This is a genomic window from Streptomyces sp. PH10-H1 (assembly GCF_030063355.1).
Classification (GTDB): domain Bacteria; phylum Actinomycetota; class Actinomycetes; order Streptomycetales; family Streptomycetaceae; genus Actinacidiphila.
In genome coordinates this window covers 14837-33911 of the sequence record NZ_JASISZ010000029.1, presented here as the reverse complement: position 1 = coordinate 33911, position 19075 = coordinate 14837, and the positions used below count along the sequence as shown (strand labels likewise).

Genomic DNA, 19075 nt, shown 5'->3' with positions numbered 1-19075 from the left:
TCTCCGCGTTGACGAGGATCAGCGCCCGATAGACGGCGCGGGTGTCGATCTGGATGGCGACCGCGGCGGCCAGCGGCCCCGATCGAGATGCCCGCGTTGGTCACCGCGCGCAGCTTGGCCCGGAGGACCGCCGCCTGTTCGCCGCCCACCCGGCGGATCAGGGGGCCGCGGGCCGCGCTGCCGGCCGTGGTCGCCAGCATGTCGAAACAGACCACCAGGATGAACACCGCGAAGCTGTCGATCAGGACGTACGCGGCCATCGAGGCGGCCTGGACGGCGAGTGTGGCCAGCAGGACCTCGCGCGGGCCGCGCCGGTCGACCGGAACGCCGATCGGGATTCCGGCCAGCAGTCCGACCAGGCCCGCGACGGTCAGACCGAGTCCGACCTGGGTGGCCGGCAGTTGCACGACCCGGGTGAAGTACAGGACGGACGAGGTCATGAACAGTCCGGTGCCGACGGTGCTGACGAACGTCGCCAGGGCCATCATCCGCGGCGGCCCGGCGTCGGGTATCTGCCGGGACAGCCGGCCGGCCGGATACCGGCCACGCCGCCGGGCGGCTGACGCTGCGTCAACCGTGCTGGAACTACGCTTCATCGCACTCGAATCTACCGGTCCCGACTCCCCCGCCCGGCCTCGCGGTCCGGCCCGGGGAGGGACCGTCATCGCTGGTGGGCAGGGGCGGTCAGGGCCGTACGGAGCCGGTCGACGCCTTCCTCGAGCTGCTCGGCGGGCAGCGCGAAGGAGAGCCTCAGATGGCCGGGCGCGCCGAAGGCGGCGCCGTCCACGACGGCGACCTTGCCTTCCTCAGCGAGCCAGCCGGCGAGATTCTCCCGGGCTCCGGCCGAAGCCCACTCGGCGAGCCACCGCCTCAGATCGGGGAAGAGGAAGATCCCCCCGGCCGGGTCGGCGCAGGAGACGCCCGGCACATCGGCCAGTTGCTTCAGGGCGTAGCGCAGGTTGTCGGCCGGCGCGGCGCCGATGCCTGTCCTGACGTCCTCGCCGCCGTCCAGCATCGCTTCGGCGATCTCCTGTACGGCGGTCGACGTTCCGCCGAACAGATGCGAAGTCACCGCGGCCGCACGCCGGGTCAGGCCCTCGTCCGCGATCGCCCAGCCGACCCGCAGTCCGGCCAGGGCGTGGCTCTTGCTGAGCCCGTCGATGACGACGCAGTGGGCGGGCAGCCGCGGATGGATGTCGAGGACCGAGGGGGCTGGTTCGGCGGTGACCGGGACTCCGCGGTACACCTCGTCGAAGGGGACGACGATGCCGTGCCGGCCGGCCCGTTCGACGATCTCGCCGAGGGACTCCGCGGGCGTCACCGCGCCGTCGGGGTTGCGCGGGGAGTTGACCACCAGTACGTCGGTCGCCGCGGTGCGGTGGGCCTCGAGGACACCGACGTCGAGGTGTCCGTCACCGACCTGGGCCGGCAGCCGCACCGTGGTGCCGCCGGCCATCGCTACCAGCTGCGGACAGCTCACCCAGTAGGGCGCGGGGAGCAGCACCTCGGGGCGTTCGCCGAGGACGGTGGTGAGCACGCAGTGGATGGCGAGCCGCGCTCCCGGAGCGACGAGCACCTGCTCCGGGTCGACCAGGACGCCGCTTCTCCTGGTCGTCTGCCGGGCGATGGCCCGGCGCAGCGCGGCGTCCCCGGCCGGGTTCTGATACGCCTGGTCGGAGCGTGCGGCGGTGCGCCGCCCGCCCTCCGGATGGACGGGTACGCCTCTGGCGATGACGTAGAACTCGGGGCTCTCCTGCGCCGCCTTGGCGATCTGGAGCTTCCGGTAGAAGTCGTCCGCGTCGAGCAGCACCTGGCCCTTGTCGACGAAACTGTTCATCTTCGGAAAGTGTTTGTCCTCGATACATACGGCGGTGACGCCGGCCCGCTCGTATTCCCGCACCATATGGGCGACATTCATATTGCCGCCGAAACCGGTGTCCACATCGGCCACGACCGGGATACCGCAGGACGCCTGAATCTGAGCGGCGGCGGCGAGATAGTCGGTCATCGTGAGCAGACTCGCGTCGGGCAGGCGGCGCGCCGCCGATATCTCAAGACTCGATGCTCACACCGCGTCGAATCCGGCCTCTTCGACGAGTGCGGCCCCGAGTGCGCTGCGCGCCCGCGAGGCGGACGAGTCCTCCCGCGTTCATCACCTGCCGGAATGTCGCGGTGGACGTTGTCCTGCTGAGTGTCGTCATAGTTCCCCGCAACGATGAATTGGACATGTGGTTGCTGGATAAGAGAGTGGTGGGGTGCGTTGGGGAGGTCAGTACCATTGCTGGTTCTCACCGAGCAGCCGGTCGAGACTTCCCGGGTGCATCGAGCCGAGAGCCACGCGGGCCTCGGTTCCCACCCGGCCGGCGATACGCAGGGCGAGCAGCCGCGCGGAGGACGCCTCTGCGGGATCGTCGAGGGTGAACGACGTGGGAATGAACGGCCTGACATAGGCCGAATCCCCGGGCCGCAACTGAAAATCGTGTTGACGGCCGGCGTTCTCCCAGGCCATGGTCGCGGTGGCATCGCCGACGTTGTAGAGATATTGGTGCTGATGGGTCGTGATGGCGGTGGCATCCCGGTCACGCAGCGGCCGGATTTCCACGGCGCGGGTGTAGGGGTGCAGTCGGTTTCCGGCCAACTGCCGTACCGAGTAATCGGCACGCTCCTGTGACGGGTAGTGCCATGACGCGCTTTCCGCCGCCCGGCACAGACTGATCCCGCCGGGCGAATCCGGGGAGACCGGCAGTAGATCGCGGGGTGAGACCCGCAGGGCCGTCGCCAGGGACTCCACCTCGGCCGCCGTCGGGCCGTCCGTCCCTGCGAGGAACGTTTCCAGCCGGTCCGGGTGGACCGCGCTGCCCCGGGACAGCTCCCGGACCGGGAGCAGGGACGCGTCGAGGTGGGCCGCCAGCAGCCTGGCCTGCGTGGCCTGCGGATCCGCGTCCCATGCGAACCGCCGGGCCGTATCGGGTCCCAGCGCGGCGAGTTCATGCTGGGCGTCGCCCATGAGCTCGCCGCCGTAGGTCAGCGCGAGGATATAGGCCGGCTCCCGGTCATTGCGCGCGGTGAACGTGTGCGGGGAGAAGGGCAGCCCCCGGATCGAATCGCCGGTCCGCATCCGCAGCACATGGGACTCGTCACCCCAGCGGTAGTAATAGTTGACCGGGCCGACGAAGTAGGTGAACTGATAGAGGAGATGTCCCTTGTCCAGTGCACCGCAGGATCGTCGAGGCCGTCGTTCTCGACGACCGAGAGCATCCGTATCCACTCCGGACGGAAGGACGCCAGTCGCGACATCGCGGTGTCACGGCATTCGTAGTAGTCGGCGCCACCCCGCTGGAACACCCGGGAGGACGCGAGGGATTCCTCCGCGCCGAACACGGTGACGCCGTCGGGGCAGTCGTTTCTGACCGGCAGCAGATCGCGTTCGTTCAGCGGCCAGATCGCGGACGACCTACGCCGTATCGTGTCCGGAATGGCCGCCCGGCCCGTGAAGTATTCCTCGAGTTCCGGCTCGGTCAGTCCCAACTCTGCTGCGGCTGCTGCGGTATTGCGTTTGAGATCGTTGATGGCGCTGCGCAGCAAGGCGCCCGACCGCCGGCAGAATCCTTCCTAGTCGTCCGGTATCGGGCTCTGCATGATGTGTCGTCCTTCCCGTTCATTCGACCGGCCGGGATGCGGCGACGCCGTCGCGAGACAGACTGATGTCATCGGAAAGGGGGTGCCGACCGGGGCATTGAGACATTCCGTGGGTATCGGCCGGGGTGCGGGCCGGGCTGGAGAAGTGGAGTACTTCCAGCCTTCACCACGTAGCATTCGCGTCCGAATGGCAGGTGTTGTACGGGTTACTGGGCGGTGATCACCAGTGAATCATGATCCTGCGGTCCGGGTTAAAGAGTAACTAACAACAGAGGGGGCACTGGGGAGTTGTAGGAACGTACAAACCGTAAAGGTGGAATCCCGGTCTCCGACCGGACACGCTGCGCACGGCGGGTGATTGACCTGATGGACCCCGCCGGCGCGGCCAGGGCGGCCCGCCTGCGGGCGGGCCGCGCCGTCACGGCCGAACGAGTCGTGCCGCCGCCTCAGTGCGTCAGCAGCCTCGCGCGCAACGCGTCGGTCAGGTCGTCGCCGACGCCGATGCGGCCGGTGAGGTAGCTGTGCACGGAACCGTAGGCGGCGGCCAGGTCCGCGAGGAAGAAGCGCATGACGTCGGCCGGCGCCCTGCCGTACCCGGGCCAGTTCAGGGTCCGGTCCGGATTGGCGGTGGTCCAGTCGGCGATCAGCCGGTCCGTGGCGAGTTCCGTGAGTGCGAAGTCCTCGACGATGTCGTCCTCGGCCACGCCCAGGAGGATGAGGACGAGTGCGGCCAGCAGTCCGGTGCGGTCCTTGCCCGAGGCACAGTGGAACACCACCGGGGTGTTGCCGTCGGCGGCGATGACCTCCAGGGCCTGGCGGAGTTCCTTCACTCCGTCGTGCGCCACCTCCGCGTACCGGTCGGCGAGGAAGCGAGCCACGTCGAGGCCCGGATCGATGTCCGCCTGGTCGTAGGGCCGGTGTTCGATGCTCAGGTTGTGGTAGGTGAAGGCGTCGCTGTGCGGGACCCGGCCTTTCGCCGCTATCTCCCACGGATAGCGCAGGTCGATCACCGTGCGGGCCCCGAGTTCCTGGAAACGGTCCCAGTCGTCGCCGTGGAGTTTCGCGAGTGAGTCGGAGCGGTAGAGGCGGCCCCACCGCACCGTGCGGCCGTCGTCGGTGTGGTAGCCGCCCAGATCGCGGAAGTTGTGCAGCCGGTCGAACGCTATGTGTCTATTCACGTGCGCCACCCTACGAGTCGGCGCCCGCCGGGCCGGATCGCCGCCCGGGAAGGCCGGTACGCGACGTCGGCCGCCTGGACCGGGCACCGCCGGATCGTCCGGCGCGGCAGGCATGGCTGGGCTCGTATCGGACCGCGGTGGACGAGATCCGCGCTGAATACGGTGAGACCGAACTCGAACTGCTCGTCGACTTTCTCCGCCGCGCCGCGAACACCGGGCACACCGCGACCCAGCAGCCGTCCGCCGGGCGGACGGTCGAACTCCCCCCGAGGCGAAAGGAATTCGCCGATAAGTGTGCACCCTTCCAGGTCAACGGGGACCCGTGCTTCTATCGCCTCGCGCCCGGAAGATGTAACCTCCCGGACGAGATCCGGGGAACCGAGTTGGCTTTCGCGGACGTTGACTGGGATGGTCGTAGTCATCCGGATGTCGGTGGAGCGCGGTCCGGCCCGGACCACGAGATGTGATGTGCGCGTCCGTTTCGAATATCGCCCCATACGTTGATGGCTACCATCACGGTCATCAAAGACGCGAAGAGAGCAAGGAAAGGCGAGTGGTATCCATGTCGGACGTCATGTCCAAGAGCCAGAGTCTGCAGGGCGAGTACGAGGCCCGCGTCGCCGCCGATCTGCGGCAGAACGAGGGTGACCGCGACCGGGTCATCGCGCAGATCGCCGCACTCCAGGAGGAGCTGGAGATCCTGGTGCAGGACCGGGAGATGCTGCTGAGCATGCAGGACGCCGTCAGCTCCAAGAAGCAGCAGTCCGCTTCCGAGCAGGGCGAAGCGCACACGGCCGCGTCGAGTGAGCCCGAAGCCCACGTGGTGTCGCACGCGAAGACGCCGAAGGTTCCCGGAGCCAGGCGCCGCGCCGCACGCAAGGCCGTTCCTTCCCAGGGCCGTACGGTCGGCCGCGGCCGCAAGAACGACAACAAGAGCAGCGCGGCCGACGCCGGTCACGCGGTCAAGACGGCCACCGCCAAGACGGCCACCGCCAAGTCCACCACCGCCAAGACGGCTACGAAGCCCGCCAAGGCGACCACCGAGAAGGCAGCCACCGCCAAGCCGGCCGACGGCAAGGCGGCCGCGCCCAAGGCCGACAAGCTGGTGAAGGTCGTCGAGGACTTCCTGGTCAAGCAGGGTGCACCGGCGTCGGCGGCGGAGGTCACCACGGCGATCTCGACACCGGAGCGTGCGGTCACCGTCATGAGCGTCCGTACCGCTCTCGAGGGTCTGGTCCGTAAGTCCGCGGCCCTGCGGTCCAAGCAGGCACGCTCGGTCTACTACGAGTCCGTCACGGCCGGTGCCGCGAACGCAGTAGCGACCGCCGCCCCGCAGGGCGAGCCCGCGGCCCAGTAGGCCCCGGGGCCCACGCCGGCCGCGTAGTGAGTGAGCAGTAGCGAGCAGTAGTGAGTGAACGGCCGGGCGCGGCTGCGGGGTGACGACCCCGCGGCTCAGTCGTCGATCGCCTGCGCTGAATGACTCCGGACGGGTGCGACGGGGCGAGCGTGCCGGTCAGGACCGGCCGGAGGCGTCGTCCAGGGCCTTGGACACGATGGCCTTCGCCTCCTCCTGTACCTGGGCGAGGTGTTCGGGTCCGTGGAAGGACTCCGCGTAGATCTTGTAGACGTCCTCGGTGCCGGACGGCCGGGCGGCGAACCAGGCGTTGTCCGAGGCCACCTTGAGGCCCCCCAGGGACGCGCCGTTGCCGGGTGCCTCGGTGAGGACCGAGGTGACCGGCTCGCCGGCCAGTTCGCCCGCCGGGACCTGTTCGGGGGAGAGCGACGCGAGGACGGCCTTCTGCTCGCGGGTCGCCGGTGCGTCGATCCGGGCGTAGGCGGGCTCGCCGAAACGGGCGGTGAGATCGGCGTAGTGCTGGGACGGGCTGCGGCCGGTGACCGCGATGATCTCGGCGGCGAGCAGGGCCAGCAGGATGCCGTCCTTGTCCGTGGTCCACACGGATCCGTCGCGGCGCAGAAAGGACGCACCCGCGGACTCCTCGCCGCCGAATCCCAGCGAGCCGTCCATCAGCCCGTCGACGAACCACTTGAAGCCGACCGGCACCTCCACCAGCTTGCGGCCGAGGCCCGCCGCCACCTTGTCGATCATGGACGAGGAGACGAGGGTCTTTCCGACCCCGGCGTTCGACGGCCACTGGTCACGGTGCCCGTACAGGTAGGAGATGGCGACGGCGAGATAGTGGTTGGGGTTCATCAGCCCGGCGTCGGGGGTGACGATGCCGGGCCGGTCGGCGTCCGCGTCATTGCCGGTGGACACCTGGAAGTCGTTCCGCCGCTCGATGAGCGAGGCCATGGCGTACGGCGAGGAGCAGTCCATACGGATCCTGCCGTCCCAGTCCAGCGTCATGAACCGCCACGTCGGGTCGGAGTACGGATTGACCACCGTGAGGTCCAGCCCGTGGCGTTCGGCGATCCGGCCCCAGTACGCGACCGACGCACCGCCCAGCGGGTCGGCGCCGATACGCACCCCGGCCGCCCTGACCGCGTCGAGGTCCACGGCGCCGGGCAGGTCGTCGGTGTAATGGGTGAGGAAGTCGTAGCGGCCGGTGGTGCCGGCGGCGAGCGCGCGGGCGTAGGGGATCCGCCGGACGCCCTTGAGCCCGTTCGCGATCAGTTCGTTGGCCCGGTCCTGGATCCATGACGTGGCGGCGGAATCGGCGGGACCGCCGTTGGGCGGGTTGTACTTGAAGCCGCCGTCCGCGGGCGGATTGTGCGAGGGCGTGACGACCACACCGTCCGCCAGCCCCGAGGTACGGCCGCGGTTGTGGACCAGGATGGCGTGCGAGACCGCAGGAGTGGGGGTGTACCCGTCCTCGCTGTCGATCAGCACGGAGACGTCGTTGGCGGCGAACACCTCCAGCGCGGTGGCCCGGGCCGGCTCGGACAGCGCGTGGGTGTCCGCGCCCATGAAGAGCGGCCCGTCCGTCCGCCGACCGGCCCGGTACTCGCTGATCGCCTGGCTGGTGGCCGCGATGTGGTCCTCGTTGAACGCGGTCGCCAGCGCCGAACCGCGATGGCCCGACGTCCCGAACGCGACCCGCTGTCCCACCTCGCCCGGGTCGGGGCGCAGCGTGTAGTAGGCGGTCACCAGCCGGGCCACGTCGATCAGGTCGGCGGGCTGTGCGGGCTGTCCGGCGCGCTCGTGCGGCATATGGGTCTCCTCCGGGTGCGAGTCCGCCTCGGCCACCGTGGGCCCGTGCCCGTCGTGCGGTGGCGTTCCGCGTCGTTCGGCATTGTTTCCCGTGTCTGTGCCCGACGCGAGTAGGCGCACTCCGAGAACCGCCGGACCATTGCCGTGCCGGGGGACAAGCCGCCCGCCGGTGGTTTGGCGCCTGACGATCCGGTACAGAAGAGGGCTACGAGTCCTGCACCGATCGCCGCGTCCCGGGCCGGCTCCCGCTGATGCGAAGCGGAGGAGGCCGGGACGGCAGTGTCAGGGACACCGGGTCGTCAGCGGAGAGGTGGGACACGGTGAAGGTCGGGCTGTTGGCGCGCGAATACCCGCCGGACGTGTACGGCGGAGCCGGGGTGCACGCCGAGTTCCTCGCCCGAGAACTGCGCGGGCTCGTCGACCTCACGGTCCACAGCTGGGGCGGCACCGGATCCGACGACCCAGCGGCCGGCGTGGTCCGCCACCAGGCGGCGGCCGGGCTGGAGTCGGCCAACAGCGCGCTGCGGACGCTGTCGGTGGACCTGGCCATCGCGGCGGCGGTGACGGACATCGAACTGGCTCACTCGCACACCTGGTACGCCAATATGGCGGGCCATCTCGCCAAACTGCTCCACGGGATCCCGCATGTGATGACCGCCCACTCCCTGGAGCCGCTGCGCCCGTGGAAGGCAGAGCAACTGGGCGGCGGTTACGCGGTCTCCTGCTGGGCCGAGCGCACCGCCGCCGAGGCGGCCGACGCGGTGATCGCGGTGTCCCACGGCATGCGCGCCGATGTTCTCGCCTGCTACCCGCGAGTGGATCCCGACCGGGTCCACGTGGTGCACAACGGCATCGACACCACGCTCTACCGCCCCGATCCGCGGGTCGGCGTCCTGGAGCACTATGGCATCGACCCCGCCCGGCCGTACGCCCTGTTCGTGGGCCGCATCACCCGGCAGAAGGGCGTACCGCACCTGGTGCGCGCGGCACGCTACTTCGCCCCCGGCACGCAGGTCGTGCTGTGCGCCGGATCCCCCGACACTCCGGAACTGGATGAGGAGTTCCGCACTCTGGTCGCCGAGCTGCGGGAGCGCCGCGGCGGTGTGGTGTGGATCCCGCAGATGCTGCCGCGCCCCGAGGTCGTCCAACTCCTCACCCACGCGTCCGTGTTCGTCTGCCCGTCGGTCTATGAACCGCTGGGCATCGTCAATCTGGAGGCCATGGCCTGCGGTACGGCCGTGGTCGCCTCGGCCGTCGGCGGTATCCCGGAGGTGGTGGAGCACGGCCGGACGGGTCTGCTGGTGCCGTACGAGGAGGCCGATCCGCTCGGCTTCGAGGCCGCGCTGGCGGCCGCCGTCAACGAGGTCGTCACCGATGGTTCCAGGGCGCAGGCGATGGGGGAGGCGGGGCGTGAGCGAGCCGTACGGGAATTCGGCTGGGACGCGGTGGCACGCAGGACCGTAGCGGTCTACGAGTCGGTGCTGGGGTGACCGGCTGCCCCGCGGGCAGCCGGAGACGAAGGGGGTCAGGGTGAGCGGGCGACCGAACGTACTGGGCATTGTCCTCGCTGGGGGAGAAGGCAAGCGGCTGATGCCGCTGACCGCGGACCGGGCCAAGCCCGCGGTGCCATTCGGCGGGGTCTACCGGCTGGTGGACTTCGTCCTGTCGAACCTGGTGAATGGCGGAATCCACCGCATCTGCGTGCTCACACAGTACAAATCGCACTCCCTGGACCGGCATGTGTCGACCACCTGGCGGATGACCGGCCTGCTGGGCGACTACGTCACGCCCGTACCGGCGCAGCAGCGGCTCGGTCCGCGCTGGTATCTCGGCAGCGCCGACGCCATCCTTCAGTCGCTCAACCTCGTGCATGACGAACAGCCGGACTACATCGTGGTCTTCGGGGCCGATCACGTCTACCGGATGGATCCGCGGCAGATGCTGGACCGGCACATCGAGGCCGGCGCGGGAGTGACGGTCGCCGGCATACGGGTGCCCCGCGAGCAGGCGTCCGCGTTCGGCGTGATCACCACGGCGCACCGCAGTACGCAGATAGACGGCTTCCTGGAGAAGCCCGCCGATCCGCCGGGGCTGGCGGACGATCCGGACCGGGTCTTCGCCTCGATGGGCAACTACATCTTCTCCACCAAGGTCCTCGTCGACGCGCTCCAGCAGGACGCCGAGGACGAGGACTCCGTGCACGACATGGGAGGCAGCATCCTCCCCATGCTCACCACGCTCGGCCAGGCGCAGGTCTACGACTTCGACGACAACGAGGTGCCCGGTGAGACCGAACGCGACCACGGCTACTGGCGCGATGTGGGATCGCTCGACGCCTATTACGAAGCCCATATGGACCTCATATCGATCCAGCCGGTCTTCAACCTCTACAACCGTCAGTGGCCCATCTTCACCAATCAGGCCCAGCGGCCGCCGGCGAAGTTCGTCGCCGGCGGGATCGCGGGCGAGTCGATGGTCAGCACGGGCTGCATCATCAGCGGACAGGTCACCGGGTCGGTGCTGGCCCCGGGCGTGATCGTGGAACAGGGCGCGGTCGTCCAGGAGTCCGTCCTGCTCGAAGGGGTGCGGGTGGGCCGGGGCGCCGTCGTCCGGCGCGCGATCCTGGACAAGAACGTCGTGGTCCCCGCCGGAGCCACCATCGGCGTGAACCGCGAGCACGACGCCCGGCACTTCACCGTCTCCGCCGGGGGCGTCGTGGCGCTGGGCAAGGGACAGCGGGTGCCGTAGACACCCCAGGCAGCGGGCGCTCCAGATCCTGTCCGGGGCGCGGCGGAACGCAGATCGGCCCGGCCAGGAGGGGGGGTGACCTGGCCGGGCCGGGACTGCGAGGTATGGGGGGCCTCTGACCACTCGGCTGCCCGGCCTCGAGGACATCAAACGTCACTGCACGATGTGACCTGCGTCACATGCGCCGCCGGCGTGCGGAGTTCCCGTCCCGCTGGGCGGGCAGTCAGGAATCGCGGGGCCGCCGAGTGCCGACCCTGCGCTGCCGGGCCGTTGGCGGTGCCGGGCTACTGGCCGCCGCTGCCGTACGGGCGCGTGATGAGCTCCATGCCGTGGCCGTCCGGATCGAGGAAGTACACGCCGCGACCGCCGTCGTTGTGGTTGATCTCTCCCGGCTTCTTGAGGGCCGGATCGGCGTAGTACGTGATTCCGGCCTGCTGGATTCGCTCGAAACTCGCGTCGAACTCTTCCTCGGACACCAGGAAGGCGTAGTGCTGCGAGGCGATCTTCTCCAGGCCGACGCTCGCGAAGTCCAGCGTGACGCCGTTGCTGGTGGCGACGGGAACGAAGGGACCCCATTGCGGGCCGGCCTTCAAGCCCAGGATGTTCGCCAGGAATTCGGCGGAGGCCCGGTTGTCACGGGCGAAGACGATGGTGTGGTTCAACTCGACTGACACAGTGGAATGCCTCCAAAAGGCACCTCACGGGCACCTCCGCGCCTCACCCGGACGGTGACCGACGTGCGATGCCGTAAGGCCATCCTAAGCAGCATCCAGCGCCGCTGTCATGAACGCCTGCCGCCGTCCGCGCCACTGTCAGCGGCACGACCGCAGGTCACTCCGCTTCGCGCCGAGTCCTGCGCTGCCAGCGGGAGACGGCGAATCCGGTCGCGAGGGAACTCACGAGACCGATCCCCACCCCGCCCGCGACGATCGTGCCGACTCCGATTCCGTCGTGGCCCACATTGTCATCGGCCGCGGCCTCGCTCGTCTTGTCGGCGACCGAGTCGTAGCCGGCCGAGGGATCGCCGCAGAACTGCTGGTTTCCCGGGTCCATCTCCGGCACCACCGTCAGCGTCACCGCAGCCAGGGCCTGATCGCTCACTCCGTCCTTCAATTCCACCGTGTAGGGGCCTGGGTTGATGTCGCAGAGCACCATGGCCAGGGTCTCCGCGTACAGCTCGCCGCCGGTCTTTCCCTCATGGAACCGCTGCTTCGTGAGGGTGACCGGTTTGACGAAGGCGCGGGACCCGATCGTGAGCGTCCCCTTGCCCCGTCCGAGGTCCGACTCCGTCACGGCGACGATGAACGTGGCCTCGCGCCCCCGCTGGTGGCTGGAGGAGGGATCGACGGAGAGCGTCGTACCGGAGTCCGCGAGGGCGTACGGGGCGGCGGCCAGGAGCAGGGCCGCCGTGATCAGAGTCGTCGCGGTCGCACGGGCGAAGGGCATGGGCGGCTGACCTCGGTCTTCAGGGGCTGGTGCTGAGTAGGACGGTCCTCGCCTCCCGAAGGTTGTCCGGCGGGCGGCCACAACCGCCCACGTGGCTCGGCGGCGCGGGAAGGGTGGCCGAGTCACTCTGCCTATTGTAGCTTCGGCGGTGTCGTGGATTCGAGGGTTCGTGGGCTGCGGTCGGGGAGGCTGAAGCACGTGAAGTTGTCCGTGTCACTGGGCTATTGGCAGGACCGGCCGCCGCCGAGCGGAACGGGTACGAGGAGCTGTGGCTCGGCGAGATGGCCACCTACGACGTGTTCGCGCTCGCCACCGCCGTCGGTCTGCGCACCCGGCGCATTCCGCTGACCGTCGGCCCGCTCGCCGTGTCCGTACGGGACCCGATGACGATCGCGCGCGGCGTCGCCTCGGTGGCCGATCTCACCGGGCGGCGGGTGGATGTGGCGATCGGCAGTTCCAGCCCGGTCGTCGTCGAGCAGTGGCACGGCCGTTCGCACCGGCGTGCCGGGGTGGCGCTGCGGGAGTCGGCGACGGCGCTGCGGCAGCTGCTGGACGGAGCGAAGACGACCTCGGAGGGCGAGGTCGTGCGGACCAGCGGCTACCGGCTGCGGCTGCCGGCGCCCAAATCGGAGCTGACGGTGGCCGCCTTCGGCCCCGCGGCCGTCCGCACGGCGGCCGCGCTCGCCGACCGGATGGTGCTGAATCTGCTCACGCCGGCCTCGGCGGCGAAGCTGGTCGCCCAGGTGCGCGCGGAGGCAGGGGCGCTGGGGCGCCCGTCGCCGCGGGTCGCCGCCTGGGTGACGGCCGCCGTCGATCCGTCGCCGGAGGCGGTGGAGCAGGTGCGGCGCGGAGTGGTCGGTTATCTGGCGGCGCCCGGCTACGCCGAGATGTTCATCGAGGCGGGCTTCGGAGAGATCGTGGAGTTCGCGCGGTCCCGGCCGCATCCGCGGGAGTTGCTCGCCGCGGTGCCGCGTGAACTGGCCGCCGCCGTCGGGCTGGTCGGCGACCTCGGCGCGGTCCGGGCCAGGATCGCGGAGTACGCGGCGGCGGGAGTGGACGAGATCGCGGTCGTCGCGTCGAGCACGGACGCCGACCCGGGCGGCGAGCGGACGCTCGCCCTGCTGCGGGACCAGTAGACCCGCTCCTCGGCGATACACCGGCAGACCGGCAGACCGGCGGATCGGTACACCGGCATATCGACGGATCGGAAGATCGACTGACCGGCGGACGGATGGACCCGCGGACCGGTAGAACGACAGAGCGGCAGGCAGGCCGACCGGCGGAGGGAGAGACATCATGGGGGCACGGAGACTTCATCCGGCCGAACGCGTCGCCGAGTACACCGAGGCGGGCTGGTGGGACGGTGAGACCACGGACTCGCTGCTGCGCGAGCGGATACGGCTGCATCCCGGACGGCTCGCGCTCGTCGACCCGGCGAACAAGGCGGACCTGGTCGACATGCCGGCGCGCAGGCTCAGCTGGGCCGAACTCGACGCGGACGTCGACCGCTTCGCGGCCGTGCTGCTGCGGCACGGTCTCGGGCAGGGCGACGTGGTGGGCGTACAGCTGCCCAATATCGCCGAGCTGGTCTGTGTCTATCTCGCCTGCTGGCGGATCGGGGTGATCGTCTCACCGCTGCCGGTGCAGTACCGCGAGCACGAGACGGTGCAGCTGGGCGGCCTGGCCGGATTCACGGCGTTCATCACGGCGGGCCGGGTCGGCGGGCGGGAGATCGCCGCCGAGGTCGACCGGCTGCGGGACCGGCTGCCGCAGTTGAGGCTGCTGCTCGCGTTCGGGGCGGACGTACCGGCCGGGGCGGTGCCGCTCGACGCCGAACTGCGCCTGCCGTACGACCCGGCCGGCGTCGCGGCGTATCTGCGCGAGCACCCGGTCGATCCCAACGACTGCGTCACCATCTGCTGGACCTCGGGTACCGAGAGCACCCCGAAGGGTGTGCCCCGCTGCCACAACGACTGGCTGGCCATCGCCTGGACATGCCTGGAAGCGCCGCGGATGACCGAGGACGATGTACTGCTCAATCCCTTCCCCATGGTCAACATGGCCGGATTCGCCGGGCTGTTCCTGCCCTGGCTCCGGGCCGGATGCGTGCTGGTGCAGCACCATCCGTTCGATCTGCCGGTGTTCCTGCGCCAGATCGCCGAGGAGCGCGTCACGTACACGGTCGCGCCGCCGGCGCTGCTGACCATGCTGCTCGCCAGGGACGAGCTCCTCGCGAGCACCGACATCTCCTCGCTCACCCGGATCGGTTCGGGCTCGGCGCCGCTGTCCCCGGCGATGGTGCGCGGCTGGCAGGAGCGGTACGGGATCGGCGTGATCAACTTCTTCGGGTCGAACGAGGGCACGGGGATGCTCACCGACCCGTACGACGTACCGGATCCGGAGCAGCGGGCGCGCTTCTTCCCCCGGTACGGCGTGCACGGCGTCGAGTGGTCCACCCGCGGCGCCCGGTGGACGAAGGTGCGGATCGTCGATGCCGCGACGGGTGAGGACATCGAGGAGCCGGGCCGTCCGGGCGAGTTGCGGATCAAGAGCCCGCAGGTCTTCGCGGGCTATCTGGGCGGCACGGACCTGCCCAGCCCCTTCGACGACCAGGGGTACCTCATGACGGGTGACCTCTTCGAGATCGCGGGCGACCGCGGGCAGTTCCTCAAGTACGTGGACCGGGCGAAGGACGTGGTGATCCGGGGCGGGATGAACATCGCCCCCGCGGAGCTGGAGCAGCTCCTCGCAGGGCATCCCGCGGTCGCCGAGGTCGCGGTCGTCGGCTACCCCGACGAGCTGCTGGGCGAGAAGGCCTGCGCCGTGGTCGTCGCGCGGTCGGCGCTGGTACTGGACGACCTGGTCGGGTACCTCAAGGAGCGGCACATCGCCTCGTACAAGCTGCCCGAGCGGCTGGAGTTGCGTGACGAGCTGCCGCGCAACCCCGTCGGCAAGGTGCTGAAGCGGGTGCTGCGCGACAGCCTCTGACCGAAGACCACCCGTCCACCAGTCCTTCCGTCCACCAGTCCTGCCGTCCTGCCGTCCTACGGGACGCGCTCCAGGAGGACCGCTACGCCGACGGGGCCGACCCCGTGCAGGGCGCCGCGCCGGGAGCCCTTGCCTCGCGGGGTGGGTACATAGTCGAGCACGTAGACGTCGTCCATCGCGGTCCCTTCTCCGAGTGACTCTGTTAGTTGTAGCATCGCATCGGAGGTGACGGATGAACACATGGGTGCTGGGCGGCCATCAGACGGATTTCGCCCGCAACTGGGCGCGCGCCGGGCTGGAGTTCTCCGATCTCGTACGGGAGGTGGTCGACGGCACGCTCCAGGACGCGGGACTGGAGCCCGGGGACATCGGCGTCATCCACGTCGGCAACGCCTTCGGCCAGCTCTTCGCCGGCCAGGGCCAGTTGGGCGGAATGCCCGCGACCGTGGAGGACCGGCTGTGGGGCGTGCCCGCCTCCCGCCATGAGGCGGCCTGTGCATCCGGCGGCATCGCTGTGCTCTCCGCCATGGCCGATCTCGAGGCGGGCCGCTACGATTGCGCGCTCGTCATCGGCGTGGAACTGGAGAAGACGGTGCCGGGCGACGAGGCGGCCCGCCATCTGGGCGCGGCGGCCTGGACCGGGCACGAGGGCCAGGACGCGACCTTCATGTGGCCGTACATGTTCTCCGCGCTGGCCGACGAATACGCCACGCGGTACGGCCTGGACGACGCCCACCTGCGGGCGATCGCCGAGCTGAACTACCGCAACGGGCGCGCCAATCCCAACGCCCAGACCCGGGACTGGAAGCTCACCGAGGCGAGTTTCACCGCCGACGACCACGCCAATCCGGTCATCGAGGGCCGTGTGCGGCGCCAGGAGTGCAGCCAGATGACGGACGGCGGCGTGGGCGTGGTTCTCGTCTCGGACCGCTGGCTCGCCGGCCGCCGGCCCGCCGGCCGCCCCGGGCAGCGGCTCGCCAGGATCGCGGGATGGGGACACCGTACGGCCGGACTCTCCCTGCGGCAGAAGACCGACCGCAGCGCCGGGGACCGGTATGTGCTTCCCCATGTGCGGCAGACGGTCATCGACGCTTTCGGCCGCGCCGGAATCGGCGGCATCGACCAGGTCGACGGGCTTGAGACCCATGACTGCTTCGCGATGTCCGAGTACATGGCGATCGACCACTGCGGCATCACCGCGCCAGGACAGAGCTGGCAGGCAGTCGAGAACGGCGACCTGGAGATCGGCGGCCGGATCCCCGTCAATCCGAGCGGCGGACTGATCGGCGGTGGCCACCCGGTGGGCGCCACCGGCGTACGGATGCTGCTCGACGCGAGCCGCCAGGTCACCGGCCGGGCCGGCGGCTTCCAGGTCGAAGGAGCGGAGCGGTTCGCCACACTGAATATCGGCGGAAGCACGACCACCACGGTCGGCTTCGTCGTGGAAGGGGAGGACACCCATGGACGTTGAGATCGTCGGGCGCGCCCTGTCGACTCTGCCGGAGGACGACGACCACCCGTACCGCACCGGCCCCTGGCGGCCGCAGACCACCGAGTGGCGGGCGGAGGATCTGGAGGTGACCGGTGAGATCCCGGCCGACCTCGAAGGCGTCTACCTGCGTAACACCGAGAACCCCGTGCACCCCGCGATCTCGCTGTACCACCCCTTCGACGGCGACGGCATGATCCATGTGGTGGGCTTCCGGGACGGAAAGGCCTTCTACCGCAACCGTTTCGTGCGCACCGACGGCTTCACCGCCGAGCAGGAGGCGGGGAAGGCCCTCTGGGCGGGCATCGCCGAGCGGCCCGCGCTGTCGTTGCGCGCGGACGGCTGGGGAGCGCGCACCCGTATGAAAGACGCGTCGAGCACCGACATCGTGGTCCACGCAGGGCAGGCGCTGAGCAGCTTCTGGCAGTGCGGGGACCTCTACCGGCTGGACCCGCTCACCCTGGAGACCATCGGCAAATCGCCCTGGTCGCCCGACTGGGGAGTCTCCGCGCACACCAAGGTCGATGACCGGACGGGCGAACTGCTCTTCTTCAGCTACGCCACCGAGGCCCCCTATCTCCGCTACGGAGTGGTCGGTCCCGACAACCGCCTCAAGCACCTCACGGACGTTCCGCTGCCCGGCCCGCGGCTGCCGCACGACATGGCGTTCACCGAGAACTACGCGATCCTCAACGACTTCCCGCTCTTCTGGGACCCCGCCCTGATCGCCCAGGGCAAGTACGCCTCCCGCTTCCATCCCGACCTGCCGAGCCGCTTCGGGGTCGTCCCCCGGTACGGCACCGAGGTCCGCTGGTTCGAGGCCGACCCCACGTACGTGCTGCACTTCGCCAACGCCTACGAGGACGGCGACGAGATCGTCATCGACGGCTTCCACCAGGGCTGCCCCGAGCCGGCCGACCCCCGCGGCGAGGGCGTCTACCAGCGCATGTTCCGCTTCCTGGCGCTGGAACGGATGCAGACCCGGCTGCACCGCTGGCGGCTCAACCTGGTGACCGGGCAGGTGAAGGAGGAGCGGCTCAGCGAACGGTTCACCGAGTTCGGGATGATCAACCCGAACCTCGGCGGGCGCCCGTACCGCTATACGTACGCCGCCACCCAGCGCCCCGGCTGGTTCCTCTTCGACGGCATCGTGAAGCACGATCTGCACACCGGGCGCGAGGAGCGGTACGCCCTCCCCGACGGTGTGTACGGCAGCGAGACGGCGATGGCGCCGCGATCCGGCGCGACCGGCGAGGACGACGGCTACCTTGTTACGCTGACGACCGACATGAACGCCGATCGTTCCGAGTGCCTCGTCTTCGACGCCGCGCGCCTCACCGACGGTCCCATCGCCCGGGTGCGGCTGCCGGAACGGATCTCCAGCGGCACCCACTCGACGTGGGCGGCCGGCTCCTCGCTGCCGGGGTGGCACGGCGGGAAGACCATCCTGTAGCGCGGAGGGAGCCGAGTGGACGACACCGCACCGACCCCGCTGCCGCCCGGCGGCCAGAACGCGATCGCGGTGGCGTTCGGCCTGCTGGGCGACGAGTGGACCCTGCTCATCCTCCGGTACGCGCTGCAGGGCGTCCGCCGGTACCAGGACTGGCGCGGCCGGCTGCCGATCTCGCACGCGGTGCTGACCACCCGGCTCACCCGGCTGACCGACATGGGGCTGCTGGCGCGCAGCGCGTACCAGCAGCGCCCGGTCCGGTACGAGTACCGGCTGACGCCGCGCGGGCGGGAGATCTGGCCGGTGCTCGTCTCCATCTGGGGATGGGAGTACCGCTGGGTCGACGGTCACAGCGAGCGGCTGCCCTGGATGCGCCACGGCGGCTGCGGGCGGCACATGGAGCCGGTCATGGTGTGCGGCGGCTGCGCGCGGCCGGTGCGGCCGCGCGAGGTGAGCAGCCGGCTCGGCCCGAGCGGGGCCGCCGGCGCGGAGGGCGGTGCGGGTCTGTTCCCCGAGACGATGTCCCTGATCGGCAACCGCTGGTCGGTGGCGCTGCTCGGCGCGGCCTTCCTCGGCGCGCACCGGTTCGGCGAGTTCCAGCAGCGGCTCGGGGCCCCGCCGGCGATGGTCGCCGACCGGCTGCGGACCTTCTGCGCGCTGGGCGTACTGGAGGTCTCGGCGGGGGAGCCGGGCCGCGGTTCGTACCGGCTCACCGCGAAGGGCCGCGCCTTCTTCCCCGTCGTGATGACGCTGATCGACTGGGGGCAGCGCTGGTTCCCGGCTCCCGAGGGGCCGGCCCTGGTCTCCACCCACCTCGACTGCGGCGCGGACTTCGTACCGCTGCTGGTGTGCGACGGATGCGGTCAGGCGCTGTACGACAGCGACGTCCAGGTCATCGGCGAGGAACCGGCCGCGCCCGTTCCGGCGCCGGTCCGTTGACCGGGCCGGATCGCAGTCCCGGCGCTGGC

The 19075-nt window shown here is 70.1% G+C and carries 16 protein-coding genes; 10 read left to right on the top strand and 6 right to left on the bottom strand.

Annotation, left to right across the window (positions count from 1 at the left end; translation table 11 throughout):
* Positions 1-41: 41 nt before the first annotated feature.
* A complete protein-coding gene (locus QMK24_RS18870; RefSeq protein ID WP_283467394.1) occupies positions 42-563 on the top strand; it encodes a hypothetical protein in 522 nt (173 codons plus the stop codon).
* Between the two features lie 98 nt (positions 564-661).
* On the opposite strand, the gene QMK24_RS18865 is transcribed toward QMK24_RS18870, so the two are convergent.
* The 3 genes from QMK24_RS18865 to QMK24_RS18855 form a co-directional block, all read right to left on the bottom strand.
* On the bottom strand, positions 662-2008 hold the full coding sequence (locus QMK24_RS18865; protein WP_283467393.1) for an aminotransferase class I/II-fold pyridoxal phosphate-dependent enzyme: 1347 nt from the start codon (positions 2006-2008) through the stop codon (positions 662-664).
* Between the two features lie 261 nt (positions 2009-2269).
* Entirely contained in the window at positions 2270-3268 is a 999-nt protein-coding gene (locus tag QMK24_RS18860) for a cupin domain-containing protein (protein ID WP_283467392.1), read from the bottom strand.
* An 817-nt stretch (positions 3269-4085) separates the two neighbouring features.
* Positions 4086-4817, bottom strand: a complete 732-nt coding sequence (locus tag QMK24_RS18855; RefSeq protein ID WP_283467391.1) for a tyrosine-protein phosphatase — start codon at positions 4815-4817, stop codon at positions 4086-4088.
* A gap of 137 nt (positions 4818-4954) precedes the next feature.
* Here QMK24_RS18855 and QMK24_RS18850 point away from each other — a divergent pair, with 137 nt between their 5' ends.
* The gene (locus QMK24_RS18850) at positions 4955-5284 is read left to right on the top strand and encodes a hypothetical protein (RefSeq protein ID WP_283467388.1); all 330 of its coding nucleotides are present in this window, start codon (positions 4955-4957) and stop codon (positions 5282-5284) included.
* 95 nt (positions 5285-5379) lie between these two features.
* Positions 5380-6174, top strand: coding sequence for a hypothetical protein (locus QMK24_RS18845; RefSeq protein WP_283467387.1), 795 nt, complete (start codon positions 5380-5382; stop codon positions 6172-6174).
* A gap of 156 nt (positions 6175-6330) precedes the next feature.
* Here the strand turns inward: QMK24_RS18845 and pgm are convergent, their stop codons facing one another.
* Positions 6331-7986: a phosphoglucomutase (alpha-D-glucose-1,6-bisphosphate-dependent) gene (gene pgm, locus QMK24_RS18840; RefSeq protein ID WP_283467385.1), complete on the bottom strand. Its 1656-nt coding sequence runs from the start codon at positions 7984-7986 to the stop codon at positions 6331-6333.
* 320 nt (positions 7987-8306) lie between these two features.
* On the opposite strand from pgm, the gene glgA reads away from it, so the two are divergent.
* Positions 8307-9476, top strand: coding sequence for a glycogen synthase (gene glgA / locus QMK24_RS18835; RefSeq protein WP_283467384.1), 1170 nt, complete (start codon positions 8307-8309; stop codon positions 9474-9476).
* 40 nt (positions 9477-9516) lie between these two features.
* Entirely contained in the window at positions 9517-10734 is a 1218-nt protein-coding gene (gene glgC, locus QMK24_RS18830; protein WP_283467383.1) for a glucose-1-phosphate adenylyltransferase, read from the top strand.
* A 284-nt stretch (positions 10735-11018) separates the two neighbouring features.
* Here glgC and QMK24_RS18825 read toward each other — a convergent pair whose 3' ends face one another.
* Positions 11019-11408, bottom strand: coding sequence for a VOC family protein (locus QMK24_RS18825; protein WP_283467382.1), 390 nt, complete (start codon positions 11406-11408; stop codon positions 11019-11021).
* A gap of 157 nt (positions 11409-11565) precedes the next feature.
* A complete protein-coding gene (locus QMK24_RS18820; protein ID WP_283467381.1) occupies positions 11566-12180 on the bottom strand; it encodes a hypothetical protein in 615 nt (204 codons plus the stop codon).
* Positions 12181-12404: 224 nt separating this feature from the next.
* Between QMK24_RS18820 and QMK24_RS18815 the strand changes: the two genes are divergently transcribed.
* The 5 genes from QMK24_RS18815 (at position 12405) to QMK24_RS18795 (ending at position 19046) form a co-directional block, all read left to right on the top strand.
* Positions 12405-13316: an LLM class F420-dependent oxidoreductase gene (locus tag QMK24_RS18815; RefSeq protein ID WP_283467379.1), complete on the top strand. Its 912-nt coding sequence runs from the start codon at positions 12405-12407 to the stop codon at positions 13314-13316.
* Between the two features lie 160 nt (positions 13317-13476).
* Complete coding sequence (locus tag QMK24_RS18810) at positions 13477-15168, top strand: class I adenylate-forming enzyme family protein (protein WP_283467378.1); 1692 nt, start codon at positions 13477-13479, stop codon at positions 15166-15168.
* Between the two features lie 232 nt (positions 15169-15400).
* Positions 15401-16639 carry an acetyl-CoA acetyltransferase gene (locus QMK24_RS18805; RefSeq protein ID WP_283467377.1) on the top strand — a complete coding sequence of 413 codons (1239 nt, stop codon included), beginning with the start codon at positions 15401-15403 and terminating at the stop codon, positions 16637-16639.
* Positions 16629-18110, top strand: coding sequence for a carotenoid oxygenase family protein (locus QMK24_RS18800; RefSeq protein WP_283467376.1), 1482 nt, complete (start codon positions 16629-16631; stop codon positions 18108-18110). The genes QMK24_RS18805 and QMK24_RS18800 overlap by 11 nt, the downstream gene beginning before the upstream one ends.
* A 15-nt stretch (positions 18111-18125) precedes the next feature.
* Positions 18126-19046 (top strand): winged helix-turn-helix transcriptional regulator, encoded by a 921-nt coding sequence (locus tag QMK24_RS18795; RefSeq protein ID WP_283467375.1) that lies wholly within the window; start codon positions 18126-18128, stop codon positions 19044-19046.
* The last annotated feature ends 29 nt before the right edge of the window (positions 19047-19075 follow it).